Here is a 25,388-nt window from a genome sequence, read left to right as displayed (position 1 = left end):
AGAGATTCTGGTTCGCACGCAAGGCCCAGTCCGTTCGCGCGCAAGGCCCTCGATGCGCGCGCAGACCAGGTCCGTTCGCGCGCAGACCCAGTCCATTCGCGCGCAGACCCAGTCCATTCGCGCGCAGACCCAGTCCATTCGCGCGCAGACCCAGTCCGTTCGCGCGCAGACCAGGTAAATGGCCTCCAACAACGTAGGTAAGGGATGAAAAAAAGAGAAAATGAAGAGATCCTCTCGTAAATGCGTTCAAAAATGAGAAGAAATAGCGTAAAAGCTCTTCAATGATGGCGAAAAGAGTGAAGCGCACAAGAGATTCTGGTTCGCACGCAGGAGCCTTCGATTTGCACGCAGACCAAGTCCGTTCGCGCGCAAGACCCCCTCGAATCGTGCGCAAAAAAGAATTCCGCACCCAAGGGCCCTAAAGCACAAGCAAGACAAATCAAATACAAAATATTGAGGTAAATCAAGAGCAGAAACCTCGTGTATGCTACCAAACAGCATAAATAGCATACTATCATGCCAAATCTCCTTTTGATCCATAGTCACTTCCCCTCTTATATTAGTTCTCCATTTCCTAAAGTAATTCTATTTGTTTTTCAAAGCATCTTGCTCATAATTATCGCTAGACAAGCATAAGGTAGAGTACGAATTTTTTTCTGAGGTGGTTATCGTGAAGCACATTATAGACATGCTCCCAGAGCGGCTTAGCGTTGGGTTACAACAATTGCCCTCACGTCTATTGGGACAAATTGAGGAAATTCGTGTTCGCTTGAAGAAGCCATTGGAAGTCATGATCAATGGAACGCCACATTTTGTGCCGTTAAAGGGTGGACAGGATGTTTCAGAAGAAGATGGTGTGCAGCTATTAAGTAAATTAAGTCGTCACTCGCTTTATGCATTAGAAGAAGAATTGAAAAGAGGTTACATTACGATTAAGGGCGGCCACCGGATCGGACTGGCTGGTAAAGTAATCACAGAACGGGGCGAAGTGAAAGCCATCCGTGACATTGGTTCTTTTAATATCCGCGTTGCTCGCCAAGTAATCGGAAGTGCAGAACCGCTAAGAGCAGCGCTGTGCGACAACAATCGGTGGTTAAATACGTTAATTATTGGCGCGCCTCAAACAGGAAAAACGACGCTGCTTCGTGACTTGGCTCGGTTAATTAGTGTAGGAGATGAACAAACGCGCATTTCCTCGCGAAAAGTAGGAATTGTCGATGAGCGTTCAGAAATTGCAGGCAGTGTGCGAGGCATTCCTCAATTCGAGCTCGGTAGTCGCGTAGATGTGTTGGATGCGTGTCCGAAAGCAGAAGGAATGATGATGCTCATACGCTCGATGAGCCCTGAAATACTAATTGTCGATGAAATTGGTCGTAAAGAAGATGTTGAAGCGATGATTGAGGCGATGCATGCAGGTGTAGGGCTAATCGCCACAGCTCACGGATATTCACTACAAGAAGCAATGAAGCGTCCGGCTTTGGAGGCGTTAGCTTCCTTACAAATTTTCGATGTGTTTATTGAATTAACTAGAGGAGAAACACCAGGCATTGTTCGTCGCATTACACAAGCAACCGGTCGTTCACGGCTCGTAACATGATTAGCTTCCTCGGTGCTTCGCTTATTTTATTTTCAACAAGCTGGATGGGCTTTGCGATGGCCAAAAAAGTAAAAGAGCGTCCGAAACAGCTGCGCGAATTGAAGGTGGCGCTGCAATCATTAGAAGCGGAAATTATGTACGGGCACGTACCACTCGATGAAGCTTTTGGGCACTTAAGTCGCCAACTCAATGAACCGATTGCCGCTTTCTTTGGTGAACTTGCTGGCGCGCTGCAGGAAACAGCCTCCTCGGTGCCCATTTTATGGGAGGAAGCCTTAACACGACTTGCCGAGCGTTCTTCGTTAAAAAAAGCAGAACTTGAAGTGTTACAGCAATTCGGTAGTACACTTGGTCGTCATGATCGCGACAACCAGAAACGCCACATTCAACTGACACTTTCTCATTTAGAACGAGAATTAGACGAGGCGACAGCGGCTGTTGCTACGTATGAAAAATTATATAAAAGTGTCGGCGTTCTTAGTGGACTGCTGTTGATTATTTTGCTGATATAAGCAGGAGGCGTTTGTAAATGGGGTTTGACGTGAATGTTGTCTTTCAAATTGCCGGTCTTGGCATTATTGTGGCGATGCTTCATAGCGTACTAAAAATGATAGGAAAGGAAGATTATGCGCACTGGGTAACTTTGCTTGGGTTTATCGTTGCCTTATTTATCGTCATTTCCTTGCTAAGTGATCTCTTTCAAAAGGTGAAAAGTGTCTTCCTTTTTCAAAATTGAAAGGAGGCTTTTGCCATTGCTATCTTACAAATTGTTGGCTTAGGCATTATTGGCACGTTTTTGGCGCTCATCTTAAAAGAACAAAAAGCGTCCTTTGCTTTTATTTTAACGCTTGTTGTCGGCATTGCCATCTTCTTATTTTTAATTGATCAAATTGCGCTTGTTTTACGCATGATTTTTAACGTGGCTCAAAAAGCAAATCTCAATTTTATGTATGTGGAAACGATTATGAAAATCATCGGCATTGCGTATATTGCTGAATTCGGGGCACAAATTACGAGTGATGCCGGTCAGGGAGCGATCGCTTCCAAAATTGAACTGGCTGGTAAAGTGTTAATTCTCGTGATGGCAATTCCGATTCTTTCCATTATTATTGAAACGGTCTTACAGCTCATTCCTTCCTAATCATAAAACGTGTAAAGGGGGTGGTGAAGACGCCATCCAAAAAAGGGATCCTTCTATTCTTTCTTCTGCTCGGTGTGACAGTTCTTTTTGGTGTAAGCTTCCCACAACAGGCAGCGGCGTCTCCATTGCCCGACTCTATTATGGAAGAACAGCTGTCGCGCTTTGGAACGGACGATATTACGAACTATTGGGAAAAAATTACGTCAGAATACGGCGGCTATTTGCCAGAAACGCAAAAAGGAAGCTTGTTAGAATTCATTAAAGGTGAAAAAACCTTCAGTTTAAAAGAGTGGGGGAAAGGCATTGTCAAGTACGTGTTCTTTGAAGTATTTGCGCAAGGCAAATTATTAGGCACGCTCATTTTATTAACCGTTTTCAGCATGTTGTTACAAACGATTCAGTCCGCGTTTGAAAAAAGTACTGTCAGCAAAGTAGCGTATGCCATCGTCTATATGGTGTTGATCGTCCTTGCGCTCAATAGCTTTAGACTCGGCATGACCTATGCAAAAGACGCCATCGAGATGATGATGGATTTTATGACGGCCTTACTGCCGCTCGTCTTGGCGTTAATGGCTACACTTGGCGGCATGATGAGCGTTGCGTTTTTTCATCCGATCGTTGTATTTCTCGTCAATTCTAGCGGGCTATTAATTAATAAATTCGTGTTGCCGCTGCTCTTTTTTTCAGCGCTTCTAAGCATTGTGAGCACGATGTCAGAGCAGTTAAAAGTTACACAGTTAGCTACGCTTTTACGAAATGTGGCCATGGGAGCACTCGCCTTGTTTTTTACCGTTTTTATTAGTGTAATCAGCGTGCAAGGCGCAACAACGGCCGTAAGCGATGGCATTACGATGAAAACCGCAAAGTTTGTAACAGGAAACTTTATTCCTGTCGTCGGACGTATGTTTACAGAAGCAACAGAAACAGTCATGAGTGCTTCCTTATTATTAAAAAATACGGTGGGGATTGCTGGAGTCGTTATGTTGCTCTTACTTGCGATTTTCCCCGCTGTCAAAGTGCTTGTGCTTGGCTTTATCTACACGTTTGCAGCAGCTATTTTACAGCCATTAGGCGGCGGCCCTATTATTGATTGCTTACAAATAATCGGTAAAAGTGTCTTTTACGTATTTGCGGCATTAGCGACGGTATCCATTATGTTTTTTCTAGCGATTACGATCATTGTGGCTGCAGGCAATCTATCGTTAATGGTGAGATAGTAGGTGAAATAATGACGTTTCTTTCGGAGTGGGTCTCTAATATTGTGCTTGTGATCTTGCTTGGTATTTTCGTCGAGATGCTCGTACCCAACAATCAATTTCAAAAATATATTAAGATGGTGATCGGCTTATTGCTGATGCTGGCAATCCTCTCGCCCTTATTAAAACTAGCAGGCGTAAAAGGCGATCAGCTTCTAGAAGCAGCTACAGGCGAAAGCGTGCGAGAAGGTCATATGAAAAATTCACTAGAAATGCGAAAAAAAGAAATAGAATCACAACAAGCTGCATATATATCTAAGCAAATGCGTGTCCAAATGAAAAACGACGTGAAAGAGGAGTTGAAGAAAGCCTATGGTGTGAGTATTACGGATTTGCAGTTTATAACGAAGCAAGGTGTTGTTTCAGAGGAAGTTGCTCCAGAGCAAATCAATGCTGTGAAAGTTACCGTCGGACAAGTCACACAAGGCACGAGCGTAGCAGCTGTCCAAACGGTTAAGATTGAAACGTCACAAAACCAAACTGCACTCACCTCTTCACACGACCATGAAGCGCTTCGTACGTATTTATCGCAAAAGTGGAAGATGAAAAAGACGAACGTTCACGTTTACATGGAAGGAGAGGAGGGAGCGGGGCCGTGAAGCAAATCCGTGAAATGCTAGGCGCACTCAATGATCGGCTTGGAAAGAAAACAGGCAAAAAAGGACCACCACCTTACATTTGGTTTCTTCTTCTAGTAGGCTTTGGTCTCATGATTGCAGGCAGGCTTTTTTCACCAAGTAGTACGCAACCTCAAAGTACGCCTGCATCCACTTTTTCAACGTCAAAAGAAACAGCACCTGTTATTAAAAACTTTAGCGCTTCTTCTTCAAAATCATTTACAGAATATGAAACAGAGTACGGTAGTCAATTAAAAAGCATACTCGAACAAGTCGCGGGCGTGCAAAAAGTCCAAGTGATGGTCACGCTTGATACAACAGAAATTAAACAAATTGAAAAAAATGAAAATCGGCAAAACCAAACAACGAAAGAGACAGATAAAAACGGTGGCGAACGCACCATCAATGAATTGAAGACAAGCCGAGAAATCGTCCGCATTAAAACGAGCGATCAAGAAAGTCCAATCGTCATAACGACAGAAAAGCCAAAAGTACGCGGTGTAATCGTTGCAGCAGAAGGCGCTGATAATTTGAAAGTAAAAGAGATGATTGTGGATGCAGTTACAAAAGTATTTAACATTGGCAGTGACCACGTATCGGTCATTCCAAAAAAGTATGAGGGGGAATAAAAAATGTTAAAGAAGCAAACGGTTTGGCTACTAACGATGTTAAGCTTAATCATTGTCCTATCTGTTTACTATATTACAGCGCCTGGTCCAAATGATGATTTAGCCTATGTGAATAAAGGCAAAAATGCGTCAGAAATGAAAACAACCAAAACGAAAGAAACAAAAAAATCACAAGCAACGGTTACGAATTCTTCTAGTGATGATAGCTTTACAGCACTCCGTATGAAGCGCGAAGAAACACGTGATCAATTAAATAGCCAATATACAGCAGCGATTGCCGAGCCTAACGCAACAGCGGAAGCGCAAACAAAAGCAATGGAAAAAATGTCAGAGTTACAAAGTTTAAATATGAAAGAAACAACGCTAGAAACGCTCATTAAAACAATGGGTTACGATGATGCACTAGTCAATACGTACGATCAGGAAGTGAAAATTATCGTAAAAGGTAAGGAGTCTTCTAAAAAAGATGCGGTAACGATTATGGAGAAAGCGAAAGAACAGCTTGGTAAACAAGATGTTGCCGTTGAATTTCAAAAACCAGCAAAATGAGTCAGGGCCTCCCTGACTTTTTTTATGTTGTAAAGCGTTTAGAGGCAGAAGAGTGAGTATGAGCGGTAAGGATCAGGGAAAAGCTAAAAAGGCGATTGCTTACAAAATATTAAGTTTTACGGTACTATAAAGATAGGTCATGATTCTATCTATTCAGGTTCGAGAGATTATGATATGCTTTATTGGTACCAGGTATTAAAAATGGTAGTAAACTAATAGCAGCACAGCATATGAAAGAAGAAAAAGGAGTGGACATTGCGTGTTGAAAATACAAGAAATTCGCGAACTAATTAAATTAATCGACAAGTCAAGCATTGATGAGTTTAAGTATGAGAATGATGGGGAAACCATTCTTCTTAAGAAAAATGAAGTAACAGTTCAAGCAGCAGAAGTTGCGCCTACACAGGTAGCTCTTGCTCCACAAGCTGTTGCACCGATTGCAGCGCCGGTAGCACAACCTGCCCCAGTTGCAGTGCAAAAAACCGAGGCTCCTCAAGTAGAAGCACCTGCTCAAAACGATGCAAACTTACATAAAATTGAATCGCCAATGGTAGGGACGTTTTACGCTTCACCAACGCCTGATCAAGCCGCCTATGTAGCGAAAGGCGATAAAGTTAGCAAAGATTCGATCGTGTGTATCGTCGAAGCAATGAAGCTTTTTAATGAAATTGAAGCAGAAGTAAATGGGGAAATTGTAGAGATCCTTGTTGAAAATGGGCAACTCGTTGAGTATGGTCAGCCCCTCTTTTTAGTGAAAGCAGAATAGAGGTGTTTTTTGATGATTAAAAAACTACTTGTAGCCAATCGTGGAGAAATTGCCGTACGCATTATTCGTGCGTGTAAAGAAATGAATATTGAAACGGTCGCGGTTTATTCTGAAGCGGATAAAGATGCATTGCATGTTCGTCTAGCGGATGAAGCGTATTGTATCGGACCAAAAACGTCTAAAGAAAGCTATTTAAACTTTACAAACATTATGAGCGCAGCGATGTTAACGGGAAGTGATGCCATTCACCCAGGTTACGGCTTCTTAGCTGAAAATGCCGATTTCGCAGAAATTTGTGCAGAGTGCAATGTAAAGTTTGTTGGACCGAGTGCACAAGCGATTAATAAAATGGGGATTAAAGATGTCGCGCGCGCCACAATGAAAGAAGCGGGCGTTCCCATTGTTCCAGGATCAGAAGGAATTATCGGAAGTCCAGAGGAAGCAGTTGAACTGGCGGAAGAAATTGGGTATCCTGTTATTATTAAAGCGACTGCCGGTGGTGGTGGTAAAGGGATTCGTATCGCTCGAACAGAAGCGGAATTGCTAAAAGGAATTTCCATTACGCAACAAGAAGCAGCTACTGCATTTGGTAATCCAGGTGTGTACATTGAAAAATTCATTGAAGACTTCCGTCACGTTGAAATTCAAGTGTTAGCGGATCATTACGGAAACGTTATTCATCTTGGTGAACGTGATTGTAGCATTCAGCGCCGTCTCCAAAAGCTTGTGGAAGAAACGCCTTCACCAGCGATTACACCAGAAAAGCGTAGTGAAATGGGCCAAGCAGCGGTTCGTGCTGCCGAAGCAGTTGATTACGCAGGTGCAGGAACGGTTGAATTTATTTTCGATCACAATACGGGTGATTTTTATTTCATGGAAATGAATACGCGTATTCAAGTAGAGCACCCGGTAACGGAAATGGTAACGGGCATCGACTTAATTAAACAACAAATTCGCGTCGCTTCGGGAGAACGCCTAACATTACGTCAAGAAGATGTTGAATTTAATGGCTGGTCCATTGAGTGCCGCATAAATGCAGAAAACCCAGATAAGAACTTTATGCCATCTCCTGGAACGATTGAAATGTACTTACCACCAGGTGGACTCGGCGTGCGTGTTGATTCTGCGGTGTATCCTGGTTATGCAATTCCACCTTATTACGATTCGATGATTGCCAAGCTGATTACGTATGGAGCAACGCGACAAGAAGCCATTGATCGCATGAAACGCGCTTTAAGTGAATTTGTGATTGAAGGGGTTCATACGACGATCCCATTCCATATTCGTCTATTAAACCACCCAACGTTCGTAAGTGGCGATTTTAATACGAAGTTTTTAGAAATTCATGATTTAACGTCAAATACTGCAAAATAGGCACGGAGGTGTAAGGAATGAGTGAGCTTACTTTTGAAATGGAAGAACATCATTCAGAACTTGGACGTGTGGAGATCTCTCCTGAAGTCATCGAAGTCATTGCAAGTATCGCAGCTTCTGATGTAGAAGGAGTAGCCTCCATGAGAGGAAACTTTGCAACGGGTGTTGCAGAACGATTCGGTAAAAAGGCCCATAACAAAGGGGTAAAAGTAGAACTTGGTGACGAAGGAATTATCGTAAGTGTGTACGTCATTATGAAATTCGGTGTTTCAATTCCAGAAGTAGCACAAGGAATTCAAGACCAAATTCGTCAAGGCTTAAAAAGCATGACGGCTTTAGAAGCGAGCGAGATTAATATCTTTGTCGTCGGTGTTCAATTTGATACAAAAGAAAAGCCGCTAGAAGCACCGGAAGCCTATTAATAAAGGGGATAAGCGTATCCCCTTTATTTTTTTGGGTCGATGGTAGTAGAGAATCATTTTGATTGCAGTCAAACATATGGTATGATTTTTTCATACAGAGGGTTGAACGAGAAAGGAAGTAAGACATGAAACGTAGATTAGCAAGGGAAAAAGCTTTTCAATCGCTATTCCAAATTGAAGTGAGCGATATCGAACCGAAAGTAGCAATGGGGCATGTACTTGAAGAAGGCGAGCGTGAGGATGAATTTTTACGTTCACTCGTACTTGGAACGATGGCTCATAAAGAAGAGATTGATACATTGATTGAACAACATTTGGAAAATTGGAGTTTTTCACGTCTTGCCAATGTAGAAAAAGCGGTGCTGCGCCTCGCCGTCTATGAAATGAAATTTGAAGCAGATATTCCGATCAATGTTTCCATGAACGAAGCAATTGAACTTGCCAAAGTATTTGGTGGCGAAGAATCAGGGCGCTTTGTAAATGGTGTACTCGTAAAAATTACGAAACAATTTTCTAAATAAGGAAGCAAGGATTACAAACACCGTACAAAACAAGGAGTAATATTATGCCAAACGACCGTTATGTACCAATTAGCACTGTTACTCGCTACATAAAACGAGTGTTTGAAGAAGATAGCCAGTTAAATAACGTATGGGTCCGCGGTGAGCTTTCTAATGTCAAACGACATAGCCGCGGTCATTTGTATTTTACATTAAAGGATGAACATTCAAAAATGAATGCGGTTATGTTTGCTGGCAATAATCGCTTTTTGCCCTTTCAACCAGAAAACGGGATGAAAGTGCTTATTCAAGGAGAAGTGTCTGTGTACGAGCCGATGGGGCAATACCAGCTCTATGCGCGTGCCATGAAAAAAGATGGCATTGGTGATCTTCATCTAGCGTACGAGCAGCTGAAACAAACGCTACAGGACGAAGGGTTGTTTGCACAAGAACGTAAGCGTCCCATCCCAGCTTTTCCGAATAAGATAGCGGTTATTACCTCGCCTACTGGCGCGGCTGTACGTGACATTCTCACAACCATTAAACGCCGTTTTCCTGTTGCGCAAGTCATTCTTTATCCAGTCCTCGTTCAAGGACCACAAGCTTCTCGTTCGATTGTAGCTGCTATTGAGCAAGCTCACCAATTGCGACATGACGTCATGATTGTTGGACGAGGAGGTGGCTCCATTGAAGAATTGTGGGCTTTTAATGAAGAAATTGTTGCGCGTGCAATGGCTGCTTCCACGATTCCAATTATTTCAGCAGTCGGTCATGAAACCGACTTTACGATTGCTGACTTTGTCGCTGATTTGCGCGCACCTACGCCAACGGCCGCGGCAGAATTAGCAGTTCCTCATATCGATGAGTTACGTGAGCGGTTAGCACAGCGCACACATCGCCTTCAACAAGCGATGAAGCGGCACGTTGATCAAAGTAAGCGTCAGCTAGCTTCTCTTCAAAAATCCTATGCGTTTCGCTATCCCAATCAGCTCGTGAAGCAAAAAGAACAAGAACTGGATCGCCTGATGGAGCAATTACTTAAAGTAAGCAAGCAAAATATACAGCAAAAAAAGCAACAGCTTCTGCAGCTTTCACGCCAGCTTGCTTATTTTTCACCTGTACAAAAGGTGACAACGTTAAAAGAAGAACAAGCCAAAAAAGTCAAAGCATTAGAGCGTGCGATGAAGCAACGTTTGGAGAAAGCGAAAGTTTCCTTTACAAATGAATTGGCAAAACTAAATGCATTAAGCCCGCTTGCTGTGATGGAGCGGGGGTACAGTCTCGTCTTTTCAAAAGAAGAGCAATTGGTAAAGTCCGTACAAGATGTAGAAGTAGGAGAGGCTGTCACCGTGCAATTACAAGACGGTACTCTTGATTGTCACGTTTCTGAGATAGGAGGAAAAAAACATGACTGATCAGCAACCATTAACGTTTGAAGAGGCAATGAAGCAATTAGAAGACATTGTTGACTCATTAGAAGAAGGCGATGTTCCTCTCGAAAAAAGCATTGAGCTTTTTCAACAAGGAATGGAGCTTTCAAAAACTTGTCATACAAAACTTCAAAACATTGAAAAGAAAATGGATGTTATTATGAATGAAAACGGAGAAGCATCTCCTTTTATCTTAAAGGAAGAAGAGAATTAAATGAACATTGTACACTATTTGCAAGAGAAAAAAGAAATCATAGAAAAAGAGCTTTATCAGATCTTTGCTGAGAAAAAGATTCCGCAATCCTTGCAAGAGTCCATGCTCTATTCTCTGCAAGCTGGCGGCAAGCGCTTGCGTCCTATATTAGTATTAGCGGTTCTCGAAGCATGTGGTAAGCCACTAGAAATCGGTCTTGAAGCAGCATGTGCCTTAGAAGTCGTTCATACGTATTCATTAATTCATGATGACCTTCCGTGTATGGATGATGATGATTTTCGTAGAGGGAAGCCGACCAATCATAAAGTGTTTGGTGAAGCGACGGCTGTGCTCGCTGGAGATGGACTTTTAACTGTTAGTTTTGAACTGATTGCGGCGAGTCCCCATTATACGGCTGATCAAAAGGTTGCATTGTTAGCATTGCTTGCAAAAGCAGCTGGTGCAGAGGGCATGGTTGGTGGACAAATGGCCGATATGGAATCCGAAGATCAGCAACTAACTTTAACAGAACTCCAACGTGTTCACGAGCGAAAGACTGGGAAGTTATTGGAAGCAGCCGTTTCCTTTGGAGCGATTTTAGGCGGTGTTTCAAACGAGGCATTTGATCATTTGCAACGCTATAGCTATCACTTAGGCATTGCTTTTCAAATTCAAGATGATATCTTAGATGTTCAAGGTGACTCGCAAGTGATGGGGAAACAAGTGGGCAGCGATGAACATAATAACAAAAGCACCTATCCAAAACTTTTAACGCTTCAAGGAGCGAAAGATCAATTAATGGGCCACTTGGCTCAAGCGAAAACACATTTAACACAAGCAGGTATTCAAACGGAGCTGCTAGCGAGCATTGCCGATTATGTTGTGCAGCGAAACCATTAAGCTTACAATTGTTGCTCTCCGTAGAATGTGCTATGATAGAACATATTTAAATGGAAAAAAGCGGTGACTATAAAAACCGCCTTACATAACCTACAGCACGGTCACTGAAAACGGACAGCGAATTCCTTGAAAGCGTAGAAATGAAAACCTGGTAATGCCGTTATCACATCCGTGTTAACGGCATTGTTTGCGTTCATCTGCTTTACATGCGTCTAGGAGAAATGACTTTCCCCGTTGAGACAAGTGGTGTATGATGGGCATAGTATCACATAATGCTTAGCGATAATCGGTGTCACGATGCGTTAGGCTGTGGAGATGGAATGGGACAGTACCTTCCCTCAATAAACTAGAAGTACTTCTTCACAAAAAACGATTATAAAGCAACTTTTATGAATCTTTCGTTATCGAATAAACGTAAAAGCTCTTTATATAAATAAAAAATTAGTACTTACTTTCATTTCTTGCCATTTATTATAAGGGTTTAGGGAAAAATAACAGTAGCACAATCATTTCTCTAGAAGAGGAAGAGAGAGAATTAAACTGGAAAGCGAGGATTTTCCATGAAACTGGAAGATATTCAAAACCCTCAGTTTTTAAAGTCATATGATCAGCAGCAGTTAAAGTACCTGGCTAAGGATATTCGCCAGTTTTTAATTAGTAAGCTTTCAGTGACCGGGGGACACCTTGGAGCAAATTTAGGCGTAGTAGAATTAACGCTAGCTCTTCATAAAGTATTTGATAGCCCAAAAGATAAATTCATTTGGGATGTAGGACATCAAGCATATATTCATAAAATTTTAACTGGACGAATGAAACAATTTGATACGCTTCGTCAATACAAAGGTCTATGTGGCTTTCCGAAGCGCAATGAAAGCGAGCATGATGTTTGGGAAACGGGACATAGTTCCACATCGCTTTCTGCAGCAATGGGGATGGCAACAGCCCGCGATATAAAGAAAACCGATGAAAAAGTAGTCGCTGTCATCGGTGATGGTGCCTTAACAGGTGGAATGGCTCTTGAAGCGTTAAACCATATCGGTCATGAGAAAAAAGACTTAATTGTTATTTTAAATGACAATGAAATGTCAATCGCTCCAAACGTAGGGGCCCTTCATAGCGTGTTAGGACGCATGCGTACCGCGCGTAAATACAACAAGGCGAAAGAAGAGCTCGAAAGCTTGATTCGTAAAATTCCAGCTTTTGGCGGGAAACTGGCAGCTACAGCAGAACGCTTGAAAGATAGCCTGAAGTATATGCTTGTTTCGGGAATGTTCTTTGAAGAGCTTGGTTATACGTATCTTGGCCCTGTTGATGGTCACGATTTATCCGATCTCGAAGAAAACTTACAATACGCGAAGAAAACAAAAGGTCCGGTTATCGTTCATGTTTTAACGAAAAAAGGCAAAGGGTATAAGCCGGCTGAACTCGATCAAGTTGATAATTGGCATGGAGTAGGGCCTTATAAGATTGAATTAGGCGAAAAAATTAAAACAAAACAAGCAGGTCCTTCCTATAGCCAGCTTGTAACCGATACGCTCGTAACGATGTCTGAAACGGATGAGCGCATCGTTGTTATTACACCTGCCATGATTCTTGGCTCAAAACTTGAAAAATATGCAGAAAAATTCCCAGATCGACTTTTTGATGTCGGGATTGCGGAGCAACATGCGATGACGATGGCTGCTGGACTTGCGACACAAGATATGAAGCCTGTTCTATCGATTTACTCTACCTTCTTACAACGTGCCTACGATCAGTTGCTTCACGATGTCGCTCGTCAAAATTTAAACGTCGTCCTTACGATTGATCGTGCTGGTCTTGTTGGTGCCGATGGGGAAACACATCAAGGGGTGTTTGATATTGCCTTTATGCGTCACATGCCAAACATGGTTATTGCCATGGGTAAAGATGAGAATGAACTTCAACATCTTGTGCATACAGCGCTTAAATATAATGACGGTCCGATTGCCATTCGTTATCCTCGTGGAAATGGGTTAGGCGTCGAGATGGATGCCGAGCTAGAAGAAATTCCGATCGGTAGCTGGGAACTGTTAAAAGAAGGCACAGATGCTGTTATTTTAACCTTTGGTACAACGATTCCAATGGCCTTGGAAGCGTGGGAACGTCTTGCTAAAGAAGGAATTTCTGTTTCGGTTGTTAATGCTCGCTTTATTAAGCCATTTGATCATGACATGATGCAACAAATTTTCAAAGCAAACTTGCCAATTTTAACGTTAGAGGAAGCGGTTCTTCAAGGCGGATTCGGCAGTGCTGTTCTAGAATATGCTAATGAGCATCGTCAACCGGTGTTACTTGATGCTATGGGAATTCCTGATGTATTTGTGGAGCATGGTAGCGTAACGAAATTATTAGAAGAAATCGGGTTAACGACAGATGCTGTTGTTGAGCGGACGAAACAACTTGTGAATGAAAAACGGAAAAAGGGTTTGTATACATGAAAAAAGAACGTGTAGACGTCTTGCTCGTCGAGCGAGGTCTGTGTGAAACGCGTGAAAAAGCGAAGCGTTCCATTATGGCAGGCATCGTGTTTTCAGGCAGTGAGAGACTGGATAAGCCAGGGGAGAAAATCGATCGTGAGCTTCCTCTTGAAGTAAAAGGCAATGCCATTCCGTACGTGAGTCGGGGAGGCTTAAAATTAGAAAAAGCCATTCATTCGTTTGGTTTGCAATTAAAAGGCGTAACGATGCTTGACATTGGGGCATCAACGGGCGGATTTACCGATTGTGCTCTGCAAAATGGGGCAGCCTTCGTTTACGCACTAGATGTTGGCTATAATCAGCTTGCGTGGAAGTTGCGACAAGATGAACGTGTTCATGTGATGGAGCGAACGAACTTCCGCTATGTTCAAAGCGCGGACTTACCAAAAGGGTTGCCGAACTTTGCTACGATTGATGTGTCCTTTATATCCTTGAAATTGATTTTGCCGGTCCTTCGAGAGCTCATTATGCCAGGAGGCGAAGTGATGGCTTTAATTAAGCCACAGTTTGAAGCGGGCAGAGAAGATGTGGGAAAAAAAGGCATCGTGCGGGATCCCGCGGTACATGAGCGCGTAATTACAGAAATTATCCGCTTTGCGCAACGTGAGCGGTTTGCGATTCGCCATCTTTCCTTTTCCCCGATTACTGGTGGTGAGGGGAATATTGAGTTTATCGTGCATTTACAGGCGGTAGATGAGGAAGAAGTGCCCTTTTCAGATGCCGAAGTGAAGCAAGTTGTAAAAGACGCACATCAGTCTTTTAAAAAGACAGACAAAGAGGCATAATGTGTGACGCTCGCATCTTTCTTATCGATGCGGGCGTTTTCTTTTAAAATGGATGGTGTAAGAGAAAGAATGTACAAGATGGGTACAATATTATAAGATAAAGGCAGATTATTTAAACAATACAGAAGAGCAAACAATGAGGTGAAGACGTGAATAAAGGACAACGTCATATAAAAATTAGAGAAATCATTGCCCATAAAGAAATCGAAACTCAAGATGATCTCGTCGAAGAACTACGCAATGCTCATTTTAACGTGACGCAAGCTACTGTCTCACGAGATATAAAGGAGCTTCATCTTGTTAAAGTTCCGATGTCGGATGGTCGATATAAATATAGTCTACCTGCAGATCAACGCTTTAATCCGCTGCAAAAGTTACGACGTACACTGATTGATAGCTTCGTTAGCATTGATCAGGCTGATCATTTAATTGTAATGAAAACGATGCCAGGAAATGCGAATGCCATTGGTGCGTTAATTGATAAACTTGATTGGGAAGAAATCATGGGAACCATTTGTGGAGACGATACTATTTTAGTCATTTGTCGTTCCAAAGAAGGCTCACCCCTTGTTTCACAACGTTTTTTAGATATGTTGTAACTTTAGGAAATTAAATTGTAAGGTGTGATACTATTTGCTAGCAGAGTTAACCATTCGCAATTTCGCGATTATTGACACGCTAACCATTTCATTCCAAAAAGGGCTAACGGTTCTTTCCGGAGAAACCGGAGCCGGAAAATCCATCATTATTGACGCCATTGGCTTGCTGATCGGCGGACGAGGTTCATCTGAATTTGTCCGCTACGGCACTGCAAAAGCAGAAATAGAAGGCTTATTTCTTGTAGAAGAGCCACATCCTGTTTTTGAACAAGCAGAAGCGCTAGGCATTGATCTTTCGGATGGTATGATTGTTTTAAAGCGAGATATTACAGACGCAGGAAAAAGCATTTGTCGCATTAACGGCAAGCTCGTCACCTTAACGTTATTAAAAGAAGTAGGGCAAGCGTTAGTCGATATTCATGGACAGCATGAAACGCAATATTTGTTACAACCTGATATGCATTTAGCGTTGCTAGATAGCTTTGGTGGCGAAGAAATGGCTGAGACGCTTCAAGAATATCAAATGCTTTATGAACGCTATAAAGAGCTTCAGAAGAAACTGCGTCATTTAACTGAAAATGAACAGCAGGTCAATCAACGGCTTGATTTAATCCATTATCAGCTTGAGGAAATTTCGCTAGCCGAATTAAAGCAAGATGAAGATGATCAGCTTCAAGAAGAACGAACGAAGCTTGGCAATTATGAAAAGCTGTATAACAATTTACAAGACGCGTATCAATCTCTCTATGGAGAGCAGCGTGGCATTGAATTTGTTTCGTTGGCGCTTCATTCGTTGCAAAATGTTTCTCATTTAGACGAGGCGCTTCAGCATATGGAAGAAAACGTAGGGAATCATTATTATGCTCTAGAAGAAGCGGCTTCATCTATTCGCCATTATTTGGAGTCATTAGAATTTGATCCAGCGCGTTTGGATTATATTGAAGGTCGCTTAAACGATATTAGTAAGCTGAAACGAAAATATGGTCACACAGTGAACGAAATTATTGACTATGCAGCAACCATTGAAAAAGAACTAGAGCTGTTGCAAAACAAAGATAGCAACATTGAAGCGCTTCGCCATGACCTGTCGGAAATACAGCAAGCCTTGCAAAATGTCGCTTCCTCCTTACATAATCATCGCAAAGCGTTAGGTACTGAACTGACGGAAGCGATTCATCAAGAGCTAAAAGAGCTTTACATGGAAAAGACCATTTTTGACATACGAATCGGCTCGTTAACGGTAGACCAAGAAGGAGAGCGTGTGCCAGAATTTACGAAGCATGGTAGCGATCAAGTTGAATTTTATATTTCCACTAACCCAGGAGAGCCATTAAAGCCGCTGGCAAAAGTAGCCTCTGGTGGGGAATTATCACGGGTTATTTTGGCACTCAAATCCATTTTTTCTGAGCATCAAGGCATTACAGCCATCATTTTTGATGAAGTGGATACGGGTGTAAGTGGTCGCGTAGCACAAGCCATTGCTGAAAAGATTTATCGCGTGTCTATTGGGTCTCAAGTGCTTTGTATTACGCATCTTCCTCAAGTAGCGGCTATGGCAGATACACACCTTCATATTTCAAAGCACATCAGTAATGAACGAACGACAACAAATGTCATTGCGCTGGATTCCCTACAAAAAGCGGATGAAATTGGCCGCATGATCTCCGGTGTGGAAATGACTGAATTGACGAAACAACATGCACAAGAACTGCTCCTGCTTGCTGAAGAAATCAAAAAAAGCTCTTAATATTCATGCAAAAGCTATCCAATTGAGGGTAGCTTTTTCTTGTTTGCCGGTTATAATCTCGGAGTTCTAAGGCAAAAGTAATTATTACAGCCATGTTGGAGGTGTAGGTTTTTTTGAGAGGAGAACGAACAATGGTTAAAGATTATATAAGGCGGATATTTGGGGTAATTCTTTTAGGATGTCTTGTTGGTATTGGTTTTTTACAACCTGTCCGGGATTTTATAAACGTGCCACAAGGAATTAACATCTTTTCAGGAGACCAACGAACCATTTCAAATATGCCAGCGGGTACGCATGTTTCTGTTGGAAAAGAAGACGCGTCTCGTGGAGTTGTAACAGTTGGTCAACGAGACAATCAGCACTCATTTTCAGTTAATGCTCATGAGGATGGTGATTCTGTGGTCACACTAGAAGCTGGGCATTTTCCAATGAAGAAAATGGCCGTTCGTTCATTGCCGGAGTTAAAAGTAGTTCCGGGTGGGCAATCCATTGGTGTGAAACTGAATACATTGGGCGTTCTTGTCGTTGGCCACCATTTAGTGAATACGAAAAAAGGACAAAAGTCACCAGGTGAAATTGCAAACATACAAATTGGTGACATTATTACGAAAATTAACGGACAAAGCATTACAAAAATGGGGGATGTTGCTCCCTTTGTCAAACAAGCTGGAAAGACGGGAGAACCATTAAATGTTACCGTAATTCGGCAGAAAAAAACCTATCACCGTACGTTAACACCACTCCAAGATAAAAACGACCTTAGCTTTCGAATCGGCTTATACATCCGTGATTCGGCAGCAGGTGTCGGAACCTTGACATTTTATCAACCGGATACGTTTAAGTATGGTGCTTTAGGTCATGTCATCTCCGATATGGATACGAAACAACCGATTGTTGTGAATAATGGAGAAATTTTAAATTCAACGGTTACATCTATTGAAAAAGGTAGCAACGGCCATCCAGGGGAAAAACTAGCGCGTTTTTCAAACGAAAATGAAAGCATCGGAGGGATTACTCGTAATAGTCCTTTTGGAATTTTCGGGAAACTAAACAGCGGTTTATCGAATGGAAAATGGGATCAACCGATGTCGGTCGCTTTTTCGGATGAGGTAAAAGAAGGGCCAGCGCAAATCTTAACCGTTGTTGATGGCACGAAAGTCCAAGCGTTTAATGTGGAAGTTGTAAGCTCGGTTCCACAAAAGTTTCCTGCCATTAAAGGAATGGTTATTAAAGTAACCGATCCTAAATTGTTAAAGAAAACAGGTGGCATTGTTCAAGGAATGAGCGGTAGCCCTATTATACAAAACGGTAAATTAATCGGGGCGGTTACCCATGTTTTTGTGAATGATCCAACGTCAGGTTATGGTGTTCATATCGAGTGGATGCTAGAAGAAGCTGGGATTAAATTATATGGTAGTGATAAGCAGAGAGCCGGCTAACGAGCCATCTCTGCTTTTTTTCCTTAGACTTTTACAGGAATATTTTGTACAATAACAATACATAAAGAAAATTCGACATCTTCATATGGAAAAGATGAGAAGTGTCGAAAACATGAGATAATTGAAGAATATACGCCTTATTCCCTAAAAAAACAATATTTTGAGAAAAAATAAAGGGAAAACAGGTTTTTTGTGGAAATACTAAAGTGGAATAGAAGAAAATGTAAGATAGGGAGGAATATTCGTGCATAAGATAAAAGTTTGTTTGGCGGATGATAACCGAGAACTAACTAGTTTATTGAAAGAATATCTCACGAACCAAGAGGATATGGAGGTTCAAGGGGTGGCTTATAACGGGCAAGAATGTTTAAATATGGTGGAGACGCACCAGCCGGACGTTCTTGTGCTTGATATAATTATGCCGCATCTCGATGGCTTGGCGGTTCTTGAGAGAATTCGAGCAAACGAGCAGCTCCCTCAGCCAACGGTTATTATGCTTACAGCGTTCGGTCAAGAAGATGTTACGAAAAAAGCGGTCGACTTAGGCGTTGCCTATTTTATTTTGAAACCGTTTGATATGGAAAACCTTGCTAGTCAAATTCGTGCCGTATGTGGTTCAGACCAAGGATTCTCAACAAGACCACAAAGTTCGCGACAAACGTCACATGCCGTAAAACAACCGCGTAACTTAGATGCGAGCATTACGAGCATTATTCATGAGATTGGTGTTCCGGCTCATATTAAAGGATACATGTACTTACGTGAAGCAATTTCTATGGTGTATAACGATATTGAGCTATTAGGCTCGATTACAAAAGTATTGTATCCGGATATTGCGAAGAAATTTAATACGACGAGCAGCCGTGTAGAGCGTGCCATTCGCCATGCCATTGAGGTTGCATGGAGTCGTGGGAACATTGATAGCATTTCTTCGTTGTTCGGCTATACCGTTTCAATGACGAAAGCAAAACCAACGAATTCAGAATTCATCGCGATGGTCGCAGATAAATTACGAATTGAGCATAAATCAGTCGTTTGAAAGAATCGATAAACAACACAAGCACTATGAAAAGGCATTTTGCCTTTTTATAGTGCTTTCTTTGTTTTTGTGCTACTAACCATTGGGATTAATCGGTCATACACTAGACGAGGAGAGGAGGTAAAGTCATGTCTAATTGCATGTGTTCTCGCCTCGTTCATATCATAAGAGGTCAAATCATTACGCTGTTTTTATCGTCGTATGCTACGCCACTTCCTATTGTGTTTCTTAGTGTTGACACAACGAGTGGCTGTATAAGAGGGGCGCGTATTGGATCGGGAAGTATAGTTACGGTAGGGTGCTGTGATGTGGCTGCACTGTATTACGGACTGTATCCACTTAGTAATTGTTCTGTACTCGCATTTATCGCCGATTCTGGATCATCTACGGTTTCTGTAATCAATACGGCAACGAATACGGTCATTGCCACTTATACGGTCGAGACACAACCACGGTCGCTCGTATTATCGTCCGATCAATCGCTTCTTTACGTGGCGAATTTAGCGGATAATACGATTTCCGTCGTAGCGAGCACAACGGGTGAAACCATCACGACGATTACAGGCATTACGAGTCCGGTCGATCTCGCCTTAACGCCCAATAATGCCTATTTATATGTAGCAAACTTTTTGGCGGAAACGGTTACGGTAGTCGAGACGGCGACGAATACGATCGTTGCCGTTATTCCGGTTAGCGGCATTGCCGGCACGATCGCTATCTCGCCTAATGGTAGTGTAGCTTACGTTGCCGGTACAAATGTTAATACGATAGACGTGATTGACACGAGTAACAATACGGTAACGGCGACGATTAACGTTGGCGGTAATCCAGCAGGCATTGTCTTTTCGCGTGATGGAACGACAGCCTACGTAGCTAATCGCGATGACGATTCCATAAGTGTAATCGATGTTCTGACTAATACGGTAAGCGCGACAATTGCAAATGTGTCCAATCCGAACTATTTGGCGTTATCGCCTGACGGTTCGCGTCTATATGCGACCGATACGACAAACGGAACGGTTACGGTCATCGATACGGTTAACAACACACAAACCGCGGTCATTCCGACGGGCGGGCAATTGACTACAGGCATTGCCATTACGCCTGACGGTCGCTATGCGTATGTCGCCAATGCACTTTCAAGCAACGTCTCTGTCATTGATTTACGGACCAATACTGTCGTCGCGGAAGTACCAGTTGGAAGTTTTCCGTTTGGTGTGACCATTGGTACTTTTTGTTCATAAAAAAAAGAGCGCTCATAGTTTATCGCTCTTTTTTTTATACAAGTTAGGAAGAAGGCTTGCGCTGGAATTTCGGTTGTACTTTATTACGTTTGCGGTCGCGATAAAAAATGAAGCCACCGACAAAAGCTAGGCCGCCGAGAAGCATCAGCAAGCCGATAATAAATTGAAGTGTTAACGAAAAGAAGCCACGATGGACAATTCCAAACAAAACATCTCTCATCAGTTTGACACCAATCACACCAATGATTCCAGGGATAAGCATAATAAGTAAGGCAACAAGGCGCTGCATAAGGATTCCCCCTTTATTCTTCTTTTAGTGTACTGGAAAATGTAAGCCTTGTCATTAGAAGGAGGTTGCAATTCATTTCATATAACGATATGATGGTTATGAAATTTATTGCAAAGCATGAGGAGTGTCCTATGCAAAAAGCTGTCATTTATGGATCGGGAGAACAAATCGATGCGTTCGTACGTTTACTGGCTTCCACTCGTGTGTTACAAATCGAAGCGGTCATAACCTCTACACCCTCTTCTATGATGCAACGATTAGCACAACAATTTTTATTTCCATTGCAATCAATGGAAGATCCTAAGAAGGGACATGTCGATTTTATCTTTGATTTTACGGAAGGGTTATCACTCCAAGCAGCAAAAGCGATGGGGGGGCCTACTGTAACGGTCATACCCGCTAGTAAAGCATGGAGATTTTGCCAAACGCTAGCGACAAGTGAAGACTATATTCCTTCTTATAAGAGTAAGTTACATAAGATTAATGCCATTTTAGAATCGGCGCATGATGGCATGATTGCCATTAATGTGGATTCAAAAGTTACGTTATTTAATAAAAGTGCTGAAAAGATGACAAGCTGTCGAAAAGAAGAAGTCATCGGTCAGCTAATAACCGATGTGATTCCGACGAGTCGTCTGCCAAAAGTGATGAGAGACGGAAAAGAGGAGATCAATCAAGAGCAAGTGCTTGATAATGGGACGAGAATTATTACGACCCGCATTCCTGTTGTCGATGAATACGGTGTAAAAGTCGGCGCTTTTGCTGTTTTTCGCGATATTACTGAAATGATTGATTTAGCAGAAGAAGTGACCAATTTAAAAAGCATTGAATCGATGCTCAAAGCCATCATACAGTCTTCGGAAGAAGCGATCTCAGTCGTCGATGAACACGGAAACAACATGATGGTAAACCCAGCTTATACGAAGTTAACCGGTCTTTCCTCAGAAAATGTTATTGGGCATCCAGCGGCCATCGACATTTCTGAAGGAGAAAGCATTCACATGCAAGTGTTAAACAATCGAAAACCGATTCGCGGTGCACGATTGAAGGTTGGTCCACAAAAAAGAGATGTGATTGTAAATGTTGCGCCTGTCATTGTAGACGGCCAGCTGAAAGGCAGCGTTGGCGTTGTGCACGACGTATCAGAAATTAAATCCTTAACAGAAGAACTCAGCCGGGCACGCCAAATTATTCGAACGCTCGAAGCAAAATATTCGTTTGAAGACATCCGCGGTCAATCTGAGGAAATGAAGTTTGCCATCGAGCAAGCTGGACTTGCTGCATCCACGCCAGCGACGGTATTATTGCGCGGTGAATCTGGAACAGGTAAAGAACTATTTGCACATGCCATTCATAATGGTAGTGCTCGCAAGTATAACAAGTTTATTCGTGTGAATTGTGCTGCTCTTTCGGAGTCGCTCTTAGAAAGCGAATTGTTTGGTTACGTGGAAGGTGCATTTTCAGGTGCCGTTCGCGGCGGCAAGCGAGGGTTATTTGAAGAAGCAAATGGCGGGAGCATTTTTTTAGATGAGATTGGTGAATTAGCACCGCAAATGCAAGCAAAACTGTTACGCGTTTTGCAAGAAAAAGAAATTCGTAAAGTAGGCGGTACGACTTCTATTCCGATTGATGTTCGTGTGATTGCTGCAACGAATATGAATCTAGAACGAAAAATTGGTGAAGGTATTTTTCGAGAAGATTTATACTATCGCTTAAATCGGATGCCCATCTTCATCCCCCCATTACGGTCACGAAAACAGGATATCCCCTTGTTATGTCAGCATTTAATTCATAAGCTTAATCAAGACTATGGAAAGAATGTAGAAGGAGTAACACAGGAGGCGCTCCTCGTTTTACAACAATATGATTGGCCAGGTAACGTGCGAGAGCTTGAAAATGTACTAGGACGAGCGATGATTCATATGCCGCTATTAGCGCATATGATTGGCTCGGAGCACATTGCGCTTGCGCCGCCGTTACAACAACATCGCGAGCAGCTACCAACACATGAACAGAGTGAGGCGTCCTTAGCGGATCAGCTAGAACGTGTTGAACAGCAAATTATTGAACAAACGTTGCAACGCTTTGAGGGAAATAAAACGAAATGTGCAAAAGTATTAGGCATTTCGCTGCGAAGTTTGTATTATAAACTTGAAAAATATCATATGATGTAAAAACTTGCATGCAATATTATTCATGGTTTGCAATCGCTTTCATAGTAAGGATGAAAAAAATACGCAAATCCGCCTTTTGACGACGTGGAAAAGTTGGCACAGAACTTGCAATATAGATAAGAGTGGTGAAAGGAGGCGAAGAAGTGAAATTAGAACACGTAGTATCCGCCATTTCTGAGCAAGCAAAGAAAATCATCGCGGTCGCTCATGCAGAGGATGAGGAAGTGATCCTTAGTGTAAAAGAAGCGTATAACCTTGGATTAGCATCCTTTCGCTTGTACGGAGATGAACAAGCAATCCAACGCTTACTGCACAAACATGAGTTGCAGCGCTCACACGAGCTAGAAGTCTTTCCCACCGACGCTGCTCACGCCTCGCTAGAAGCAGTAAAAGCTGTTCACTTTGGGGATGCGCATATTTTAATGAAAGGGCATGTGCCAACAGCGACATTAATGAAGGCTGTCTTAAATAAAGAATACGGATTACGCACGGGTAATGTATTGTCTCACGTGGCCGTTTTTGAAGTCCCAGGCTATGATCGCTTGCTTTTTATAACCGATTCGGGCATGAATATCGCCCCAGATGTAACGCAAAAAGCACAAATCATTGAAAATGCAGCAGCTGTGGCAAGGGGAATGGGTGTACCTTTACCAAAGGTAGCTGTTCTGGCCGCTGTTGAAACACTCAATCCAGCGATGAGCGCAACAACCGATGCCTCACTTTTAACGACGATGAATCGTCGCGGTCAACTTCAAGGGTGTATCGTTGATGGTCCATTAGCACTAGACAATGCTATTAATCTCCATGCTGCAAAAATGAAGCATATTGATGGAGAAGTGGCAGGGCGTGCGGATATATTAATGGTTCCTTCCATTGAGGTAGGCAATGTACTGTATAAATCTCTCGTCTACTTTGCACACGCTAAAAATGGCGGAATGATTGCAGGTGCCAAAGCGCCGATTGTTTTAACATCACGATCGGATTCTGCGCAAAGTAAACTCTATTCGATCGCGCTCGCCATCACATCTTTACAAAACGAATCTGAATGAACAACTATTAGGAGGAATGAAACATGGAATACTTCAAATATATGGAAACTTATGATTACGAACAAATGGTAGTGTGTCAAGATAAACAATCAGGTTTGAAAGCAATTATCGTTATTCATGATACGACGCTTGGACCCGCTCTAGGTGGAACGAGAATGTGGACGTACAAATCAGAAGAAGAAGCATTTGAAGATGCACTTCGTTTAGCGCGTGGAATGACGTATAAAAACGCAGCAGCTGGCTTAAACCTTGGCGGTGGAAAGACAGTCATCATTGGCGATCCTAAAAAAGATAAAAATGAAGAAATGTTCCGTGCCTTTGGTCGTTACATTCAAGGCTTAAATGGTCGTTATATTACAGCAGAAGATGTAGGTACGACAGTAGAAGATATGGATATGATTTATCAAGAAACACCATTTGTTACGGGCGTTTCTCCGGCTTTTGGTTCTTCGGGTAATCCGTCTCCTGTCACAGCTTACGGTGTATATAAAGGAATGAAAGCAGCAGCGAATGAAGCATTTGGCACAGATTCTCTTGAAGGAAAAGTCATTGCTGTTCAAGGTGTTGGCCATGTGGCATATAACCTTTGCCGTCACCTTCATGAAGAAGGCGCGCAACTGATCGTAACGGACATTAATAAAGAAGCAGTGGATCGTGTTGTTACTGAATTTGGTGCAAAAGCTGTTGATCCAAGTGAAATTTATAGCGTCGATTGCGATATTTTTGCACCATGTGCACTAGGCGCGATTATTAATGACGAGACGATTGGGCAAATTAAAGCAAAAGTAATTGCAGGAGCTGCCAACAATCAGCTTCGTGAAACACGTCATGGTGACGCTATTCACGAAATGGGCATTATATATGCACCAGACTATGTTATTAATGCGGGTGGCGTTATTAACGTAGCAGACGAATTAAATGGCTACAATCGTGAGCGGGCGTTAAAGAAAGTTGAAACGATTTATGATAACATTGCAAAAGTTATCGATATTTCAAAACGTGACAACATTCCTACGTATGTAGCGGCCGATCGTCTTGCTGAAGAAAGAATTGAAAGAATGCGTAATTCTAGAAGCCAATTTCTAGTGAATGAAAGACATGTGCTTTCTAACCGCATTCGTTAAGTTGCGATAAGGATTATTATTTGGAGG

General features: G+C 42.3%; 27 protein-coding genes. 25 read left to right on the top strand and 2 right to left on the bottom strand.

What is annotated here, in order from left to right; genetic code table 11:
- A partial coding sequence (locus tag A374_RS21020; protein WP_083841907.1) for a hypothetical protein occupies positions 1–307 on the bottom strand: 307 nt, incomplete at its 3' end.
- Between the two features lie 363 nt (positions 308–670).
- Here A374_RS21020 and spoIIIAA point away from each other — a divergent pair.
- From spoIIIAA to A374_RS01040, 22 genes are all read left to right on the top strand, one after another.
- Positions 671–1,597 (top strand): stage III sporulation protein AA, encoded by a 927-nt coding sequence (gene spoIIIAA, locus A374_RS01145; protein ID WP_007200329.1) that lies wholly within the window; start codon positions 671–673, stop codon positions 1,595–1,597.
- Positions 1,594–2,109 (top strand): stage III sporulation protein SpoIIIAB, encoded by a 516-nt coding sequence (gene spoIIIAB / locus A374_RS01140; protein ID WP_007200328.1) that lies wholly within the window; start codon positions 1,594–1,596, stop codon positions 2,107–2,109. The genes spoIIIAA and spoIIIAB overlap by 4 nt, the downstream gene beginning before the upstream one ends.
- Positions 2,110–2,126: 17 nt before the next feature.
- The gene (gene spoIIIAC, locus A374_RS01135) at positions 2,127–2,333 is read left to right on the top strand and encodes a stage III sporulation protein AC (protein WP_007200327.1); all 207 of its coding nucleotides are present in this window, start codon (positions 2,127–2,129) and stop codon (positions 2,331–2,333) included.
- Between the two features lie 15 nt (positions 2,334–2,348).
- The gene (gene spoIIIAD / locus A374_RS01130; protein WP_083841906.1) at positions 2,349–2,738 is read left to right on the top strand and encodes a stage III sporulation protein AD; all 390 of its coding nucleotides are present in this window, start codon (positions 2,349–2,351) and stop codon (positions 2,736–2,738) included.
- 23 nt (positions 2,739–2,761) lie between these two features.
- Complete coding sequence (spoIIIAE, locus tag A374_RS01125) at positions 2,762–3,955, top strand: stage III sporulation protein AE (protein ID WP_007200325.1); 1,194 nt, start codon at positions 2,762–2,764, stop codon at positions 3,953–3,955.
- Between the two features lie 11 nt (positions 3,956–3,966).
- Entirely contained in the window at positions 3,967–4,593 is a 627-nt protein-coding gene (gene spoIIIAF, locus A374_RS01120; RefSeq protein ID WP_007200324.1) for a stage III sporulation protein AF, read from the top strand.
- Positions 4,590–5,240 (top strand): stage III sporulation protein AG, encoded by a 651-nt coding sequence (gene spoIIIAG / locus A374_RS01115; protein WP_007200323.1) that lies wholly within the window; start codon positions 4,590–4,592, stop codon positions 5,238–5,240. The genes spoIIIAF and spoIIIAG overlap by 4 nt, the downstream gene beginning before the upstream one ends.
- Before the next feature lie 3 nt (positions 5,241–5,243).
- Complete coding sequence (locus A374_RS01110; protein ID WP_007200322.1) at positions 5,244–5,789, top strand: SpoIIIAH-like family protein; 546 nt, start codon at positions 5,244–5,246, stop codon at positions 5,787–5,789.
- Between the two features lie 259 nt (positions 5,790–6,048).
- Complete coding sequence (gene accB / locus A374_RS01105) at positions 6,049–6,555, top strand: acetyl-CoA carboxylase biotin carboxyl carrier protein (RefSeq protein ID WP_007200321.1); 507 nt, start codon at positions 6,049–6,051, stop codon at positions 6,553–6,555.
- A gap of 12 nt (positions 6,556–6,567) precedes the next feature.
- Positions 6,568–7,929 carry an acetyl-CoA carboxylase biotin carboxylase subunit gene (gene accC / locus A374_RS01100; protein ID WP_007200320.1) on the top strand — a complete coding sequence of 454 codons (1,362 nt, stop codon included), beginning with the start codon at positions 6,568–6,570 and terminating at the stop codon, positions 7,927–7,929.
- A gap of 17 nt (positions 7,930–7,946) precedes the next feature.
- Positions 7,947–8,351, top strand: coding sequence for an Asp23/Gls24 family envelope stress response protein (locus A374_RS01095; protein WP_007200319.1), 405 nt, complete (start codon positions 7,947–7,949; stop codon positions 8,349–8,351).
- A 125-nt stretch (positions 8,352–8,476) separates the two neighbouring features.
- Positions 8,477–8,872, top strand: a complete 396-nt coding sequence (nusB, locus tag A374_RS01090; protein WP_007200318.1) for a transcription antitermination factor NusB — start codon at positions 8,477–8,479, stop codon at positions 8,870–8,872.
- A 44-nt stretch (positions 8,873–8,916) separates the two neighbouring features.
- Positions 8,917–10,266, top strand: coding sequence for an exodeoxyribonuclease VII large subunit (gene xseA / locus A374_RS01085; RefSeq protein WP_007200317.1), 1,350 nt, complete (start codon positions 8,917–8,919; stop codon positions 10,264–10,266).
- Complete coding sequence (locus A374_RS01080) at positions 10,259–10,495, top strand: exodeoxyribonuclease VII small subunit (protein WP_007200316.1); 237 nt, start codon at positions 10,259–10,261, stop codon at positions 10,493–10,495. The genes xseA and A374_RS01080 overlap by 8 nt, the downstream gene beginning before the upstream one ends.
- A complete protein-coding gene (locus tag A374_RS01075) occupies positions 10,496–11,374 on the top strand; it encodes a polyprenyl synthetase family protein (RefSeq protein ID WP_007200315.1) in 879 nt (292 codons plus the stop codon).
- 560 nt (positions 11,375–11,934) lie between these two features.
- A complete protein-coding gene (dxs, locus tag A374_RS01070; RefSeq protein ID WP_007200314.1) occupies positions 11,935–13,833 on the top strand; it encodes a 1-deoxy-D-xylulose-5-phosphate synthase in 1,899 nt (632 codons plus the stop codon).
- Positions 13,830–14,657: a TlyA family RNA methyltransferase gene (locus A374_RS01065; protein WP_007200313.1), complete on the top strand. Its 828-nt coding sequence runs from the start codon at positions 13,830–13,832 to the stop codon at positions 14,655–14,657. The genes dxs and A374_RS01065 overlap by 4 nt, the downstream gene beginning before the upstream one ends.
- A gap of 149 nt (positions 14,658–14,806) precedes the next feature.
- The gene (gene ahrC / locus A374_RS01060; protein WP_007200312.1) at positions 14,807–15,256 is read left to right on the top strand and encodes a transcriptional regulator AhrC/ArgR; all 450 of its coding nucleotides are present in this window, start codon (positions 14,807–14,809) and stop codon (positions 15,254–15,256) included.
- A 34-nt stretch (positions 15,257–15,290) separates the two neighbouring features.
- Positions 15,291–17,003, top strand: a complete 1,713-nt coding sequence (recN, locus tag A374_RS01055; protein ID WP_007200311.1) for a DNA repair protein RecN — start codon at positions 15,291–15,293, stop codon at positions 17,001–17,003.
- A 131-nt stretch (positions 17,004–17,134) separates the two neighbouring features.
- Positions 17,135–18,442, top strand: a complete 1,308-nt coding sequence (gene spoIVB / locus A374_RS01050; protein WP_007200310.1) for a SpoIVB peptidase — start codon at positions 17,135–17,137, stop codon at positions 18,440–18,442.
- A 244-nt stretch (positions 18,443–18,686) separates the two neighbouring features.
- Positions 18,687–19,481 carry a sporulation transcription factor Spo0A gene (gene spo0A / locus A374_RS01045; RefSeq protein WP_007200309.1) on the top strand — a complete coding sequence of 265 codons (795 nt, stop codon included), beginning with the start codon at positions 18,687–18,689 and terminating at the stop codon, positions 19,479–19,481.
- A gap of 128 nt (positions 19,482–19,609) precedes the next feature.
- Positions 19,610–20,725 (top strand): PQQ-dependent protein, encoded by a 1,116-nt coding sequence (locus tag A374_RS01040; protein WP_007200308.1) that lies wholly within the window; start codon positions 19,610–19,612, stop codon positions 20,723–20,725.
- A 43-nt stretch (positions 20,726–20,768) separates the two neighbouring features.
- Here A374_RS01040 and A374_RS01035 read toward each other — a convergent pair whose 3' ends face one another.
- Complete coding sequence (locus A374_RS01035; RefSeq protein ID WP_007200307.1) at positions 20,769–21,014, bottom strand: DUF2627 domain-containing protein; 246 nt, start codon at positions 21,012–21,014, stop codon at positions 20,769–20,771.
- A 131-nt stretch (positions 21,015–21,145) separates the two neighbouring features.
- Here A374_RS01035 and A374_RS01030 point away from each other — a divergent pair, with 131 nt between their 5' ends.
- The 3 genes from A374_RS01030 (at position 21,146) to bcd (ending at position 25,361) form a co-directional block, all read left to right on the top strand.
- The gene (locus tag A374_RS01030) at positions 21,146–23,188 is read left to right on the top strand and encodes a sigma-54 interaction domain-containing protein (protein ID WP_007200306.1); all 2,043 of its coding nucleotides are present in this window, start codon (positions 21,146–21,148) and stop codon (positions 23,186–23,188) included.
- A gap of 143 nt (positions 23,189–23,331) precedes the next feature.
- Positions 23,332–24,237 (top strand): phosphate butyryltransferase, encoded by a 906-nt coding sequence (gene yqiS, locus A374_RS01025; RefSeq protein ID WP_007200305.1) that lies wholly within the window; start codon positions 23,332–23,334, stop codon positions 24,235–24,237.
- A 23-nt stretch (positions 24,238–24,260) separates the two neighbouring features.
- Positions 24,261–25,361 (top strand): branched-chain amino acid dehydrogenase, encoded by a 1,101-nt coding sequence (gene bcd, locus A374_RS01020; RefSeq protein WP_007200304.1) that lies wholly within the window; start codon positions 24,261–24,263, stop codon positions 25,359–25,361.
- Positions 25,362–25,388: the final 27 nt, after the last annotated feature.

It is taken from the genome of Fictibacillus macauensis ZFHKF-1 (assembly GCF_000269865.1).
GTDB lineage: Bacteria > Bacillota > Bacilli > Bacillales > Fictibacillaceae > Fictibacillus_C > Fictibacillus_C macauensis.
The sequence above is the reverse complement of the archived record's forward strand: the minus strand, read 5'-3'. Positions and strand labels throughout refer to the sequence as shown.

Bases quoted from the DNA above. Each gene is read 5' to 3' on its own strand.
- spoIIIAB (WP_007200328.1), top strand. From the start codon at position 1,594: ATGATTAGCTTCCTCGGTGCTTCGCTTATTTTATTTTCAACAAGCTGG.
- spoIIIAC (WP_007200327.1), top strand. From the start codon at position 2,127: ATGGGGTTTGACGTGAATGTTGTCTTTCAAATTGCCGGTCTTGGCATT.
- spoIIIAF (WP_007200324.1), top strand. From the start codon at position 3,967: ATGACGTTTCTTTCGGAGTGGGTCTCTAATATTGTGCTTGTGATCTTG.
- A374_RS01110 (WP_007200322.1), top strand. From the start codon at position 5,244: ATGTTAAAGAAGCAAACGGTTTGGCTACTAACGATGTTAAGCTTAATC.
- accC (WP_007200320.1), top strand. From the start codon at position 6,568: ATGATTAAAAAACTACTTGTAGCCAATCGTGGAGAAATTGCCGTACGC.
- A374_RS01095 (WP_007200319.1), top strand. From the start codon at position 7,947: ATGAGTGAGCTTACTTTTGAAATGGAAGAACATCATTCAGAACTTGGA.
- nusB (WP_007200318.1), top strand. From the start codon at position 8,477: ATGAAACGTAGATTAGCAAGGGAAAAAGCTTTTCAATCGCTATTCCAA.
- xseA (WP_007200317.1), top strand. From the start codon at position 8,917: ATGCCAAACGACCGTTATGTACCAATTAGCACTGTTACTCGCTACATA.
- A374_RS01080 (WP_007200316.1), top strand. From the start codon at position 10,259: ATGACTGATCAGCAACCATTAACGTTTGAAGAGGCAATGAAGCAATTA.
- A374_RS01075 (WP_007200315.1), top strand. From the start codon at position 10,496: ATGAACATTGTACACTATTTGCAAGAGAAAAAAGAAATCATAGAAAAA.
- dxs (WP_007200314.1), top strand. From the start codon at position 11,935: ATGAAACTGGAAGATATTCAAAACCCTCAGTTTTTAAAGTCATATGAT.
- A374_RS01065 (WP_007200313.1), top strand. From the start codon at position 13,830: ATGAAAAAAGAACGTGTAGACGTCTTGCTCGTCGAGCGAGGTCTGTGT.
- spoIVB (WP_007200310.1), top strand. From the start codon at position 17,135: ATGGTTAAAGATTATATAAGGCGGATATTTGGGGTAATTCTTTTAGGA.
- A374_RS01040 (WP_007200308.1), top strand. From the start codon at position 19,610: ATGTCTAATTGCATGTGTTCTCGCCTCGTTCATATCATAAGAGGTCAA.
- A374_RS01035 (WP_007200307.1), bottom strand. From the start codon at position 21,014: ATGCAGCGCCTTGTTGCCTTACTTATTATGCTTATCCCTGGAATCATT.
- A374_RS01030 (WP_007200306.1), top strand. From the start codon at position 21,146: ATGCAAAAAGCTGTCATTTATGGATCGGGAGAACAAATCGATGCGTTC.
- bcd (WP_007200304.1), top strand. From the start codon at position 24,261: ATGGAATACTTCAAATATATGGAAACTTATGATTACGAACAAATGGTA.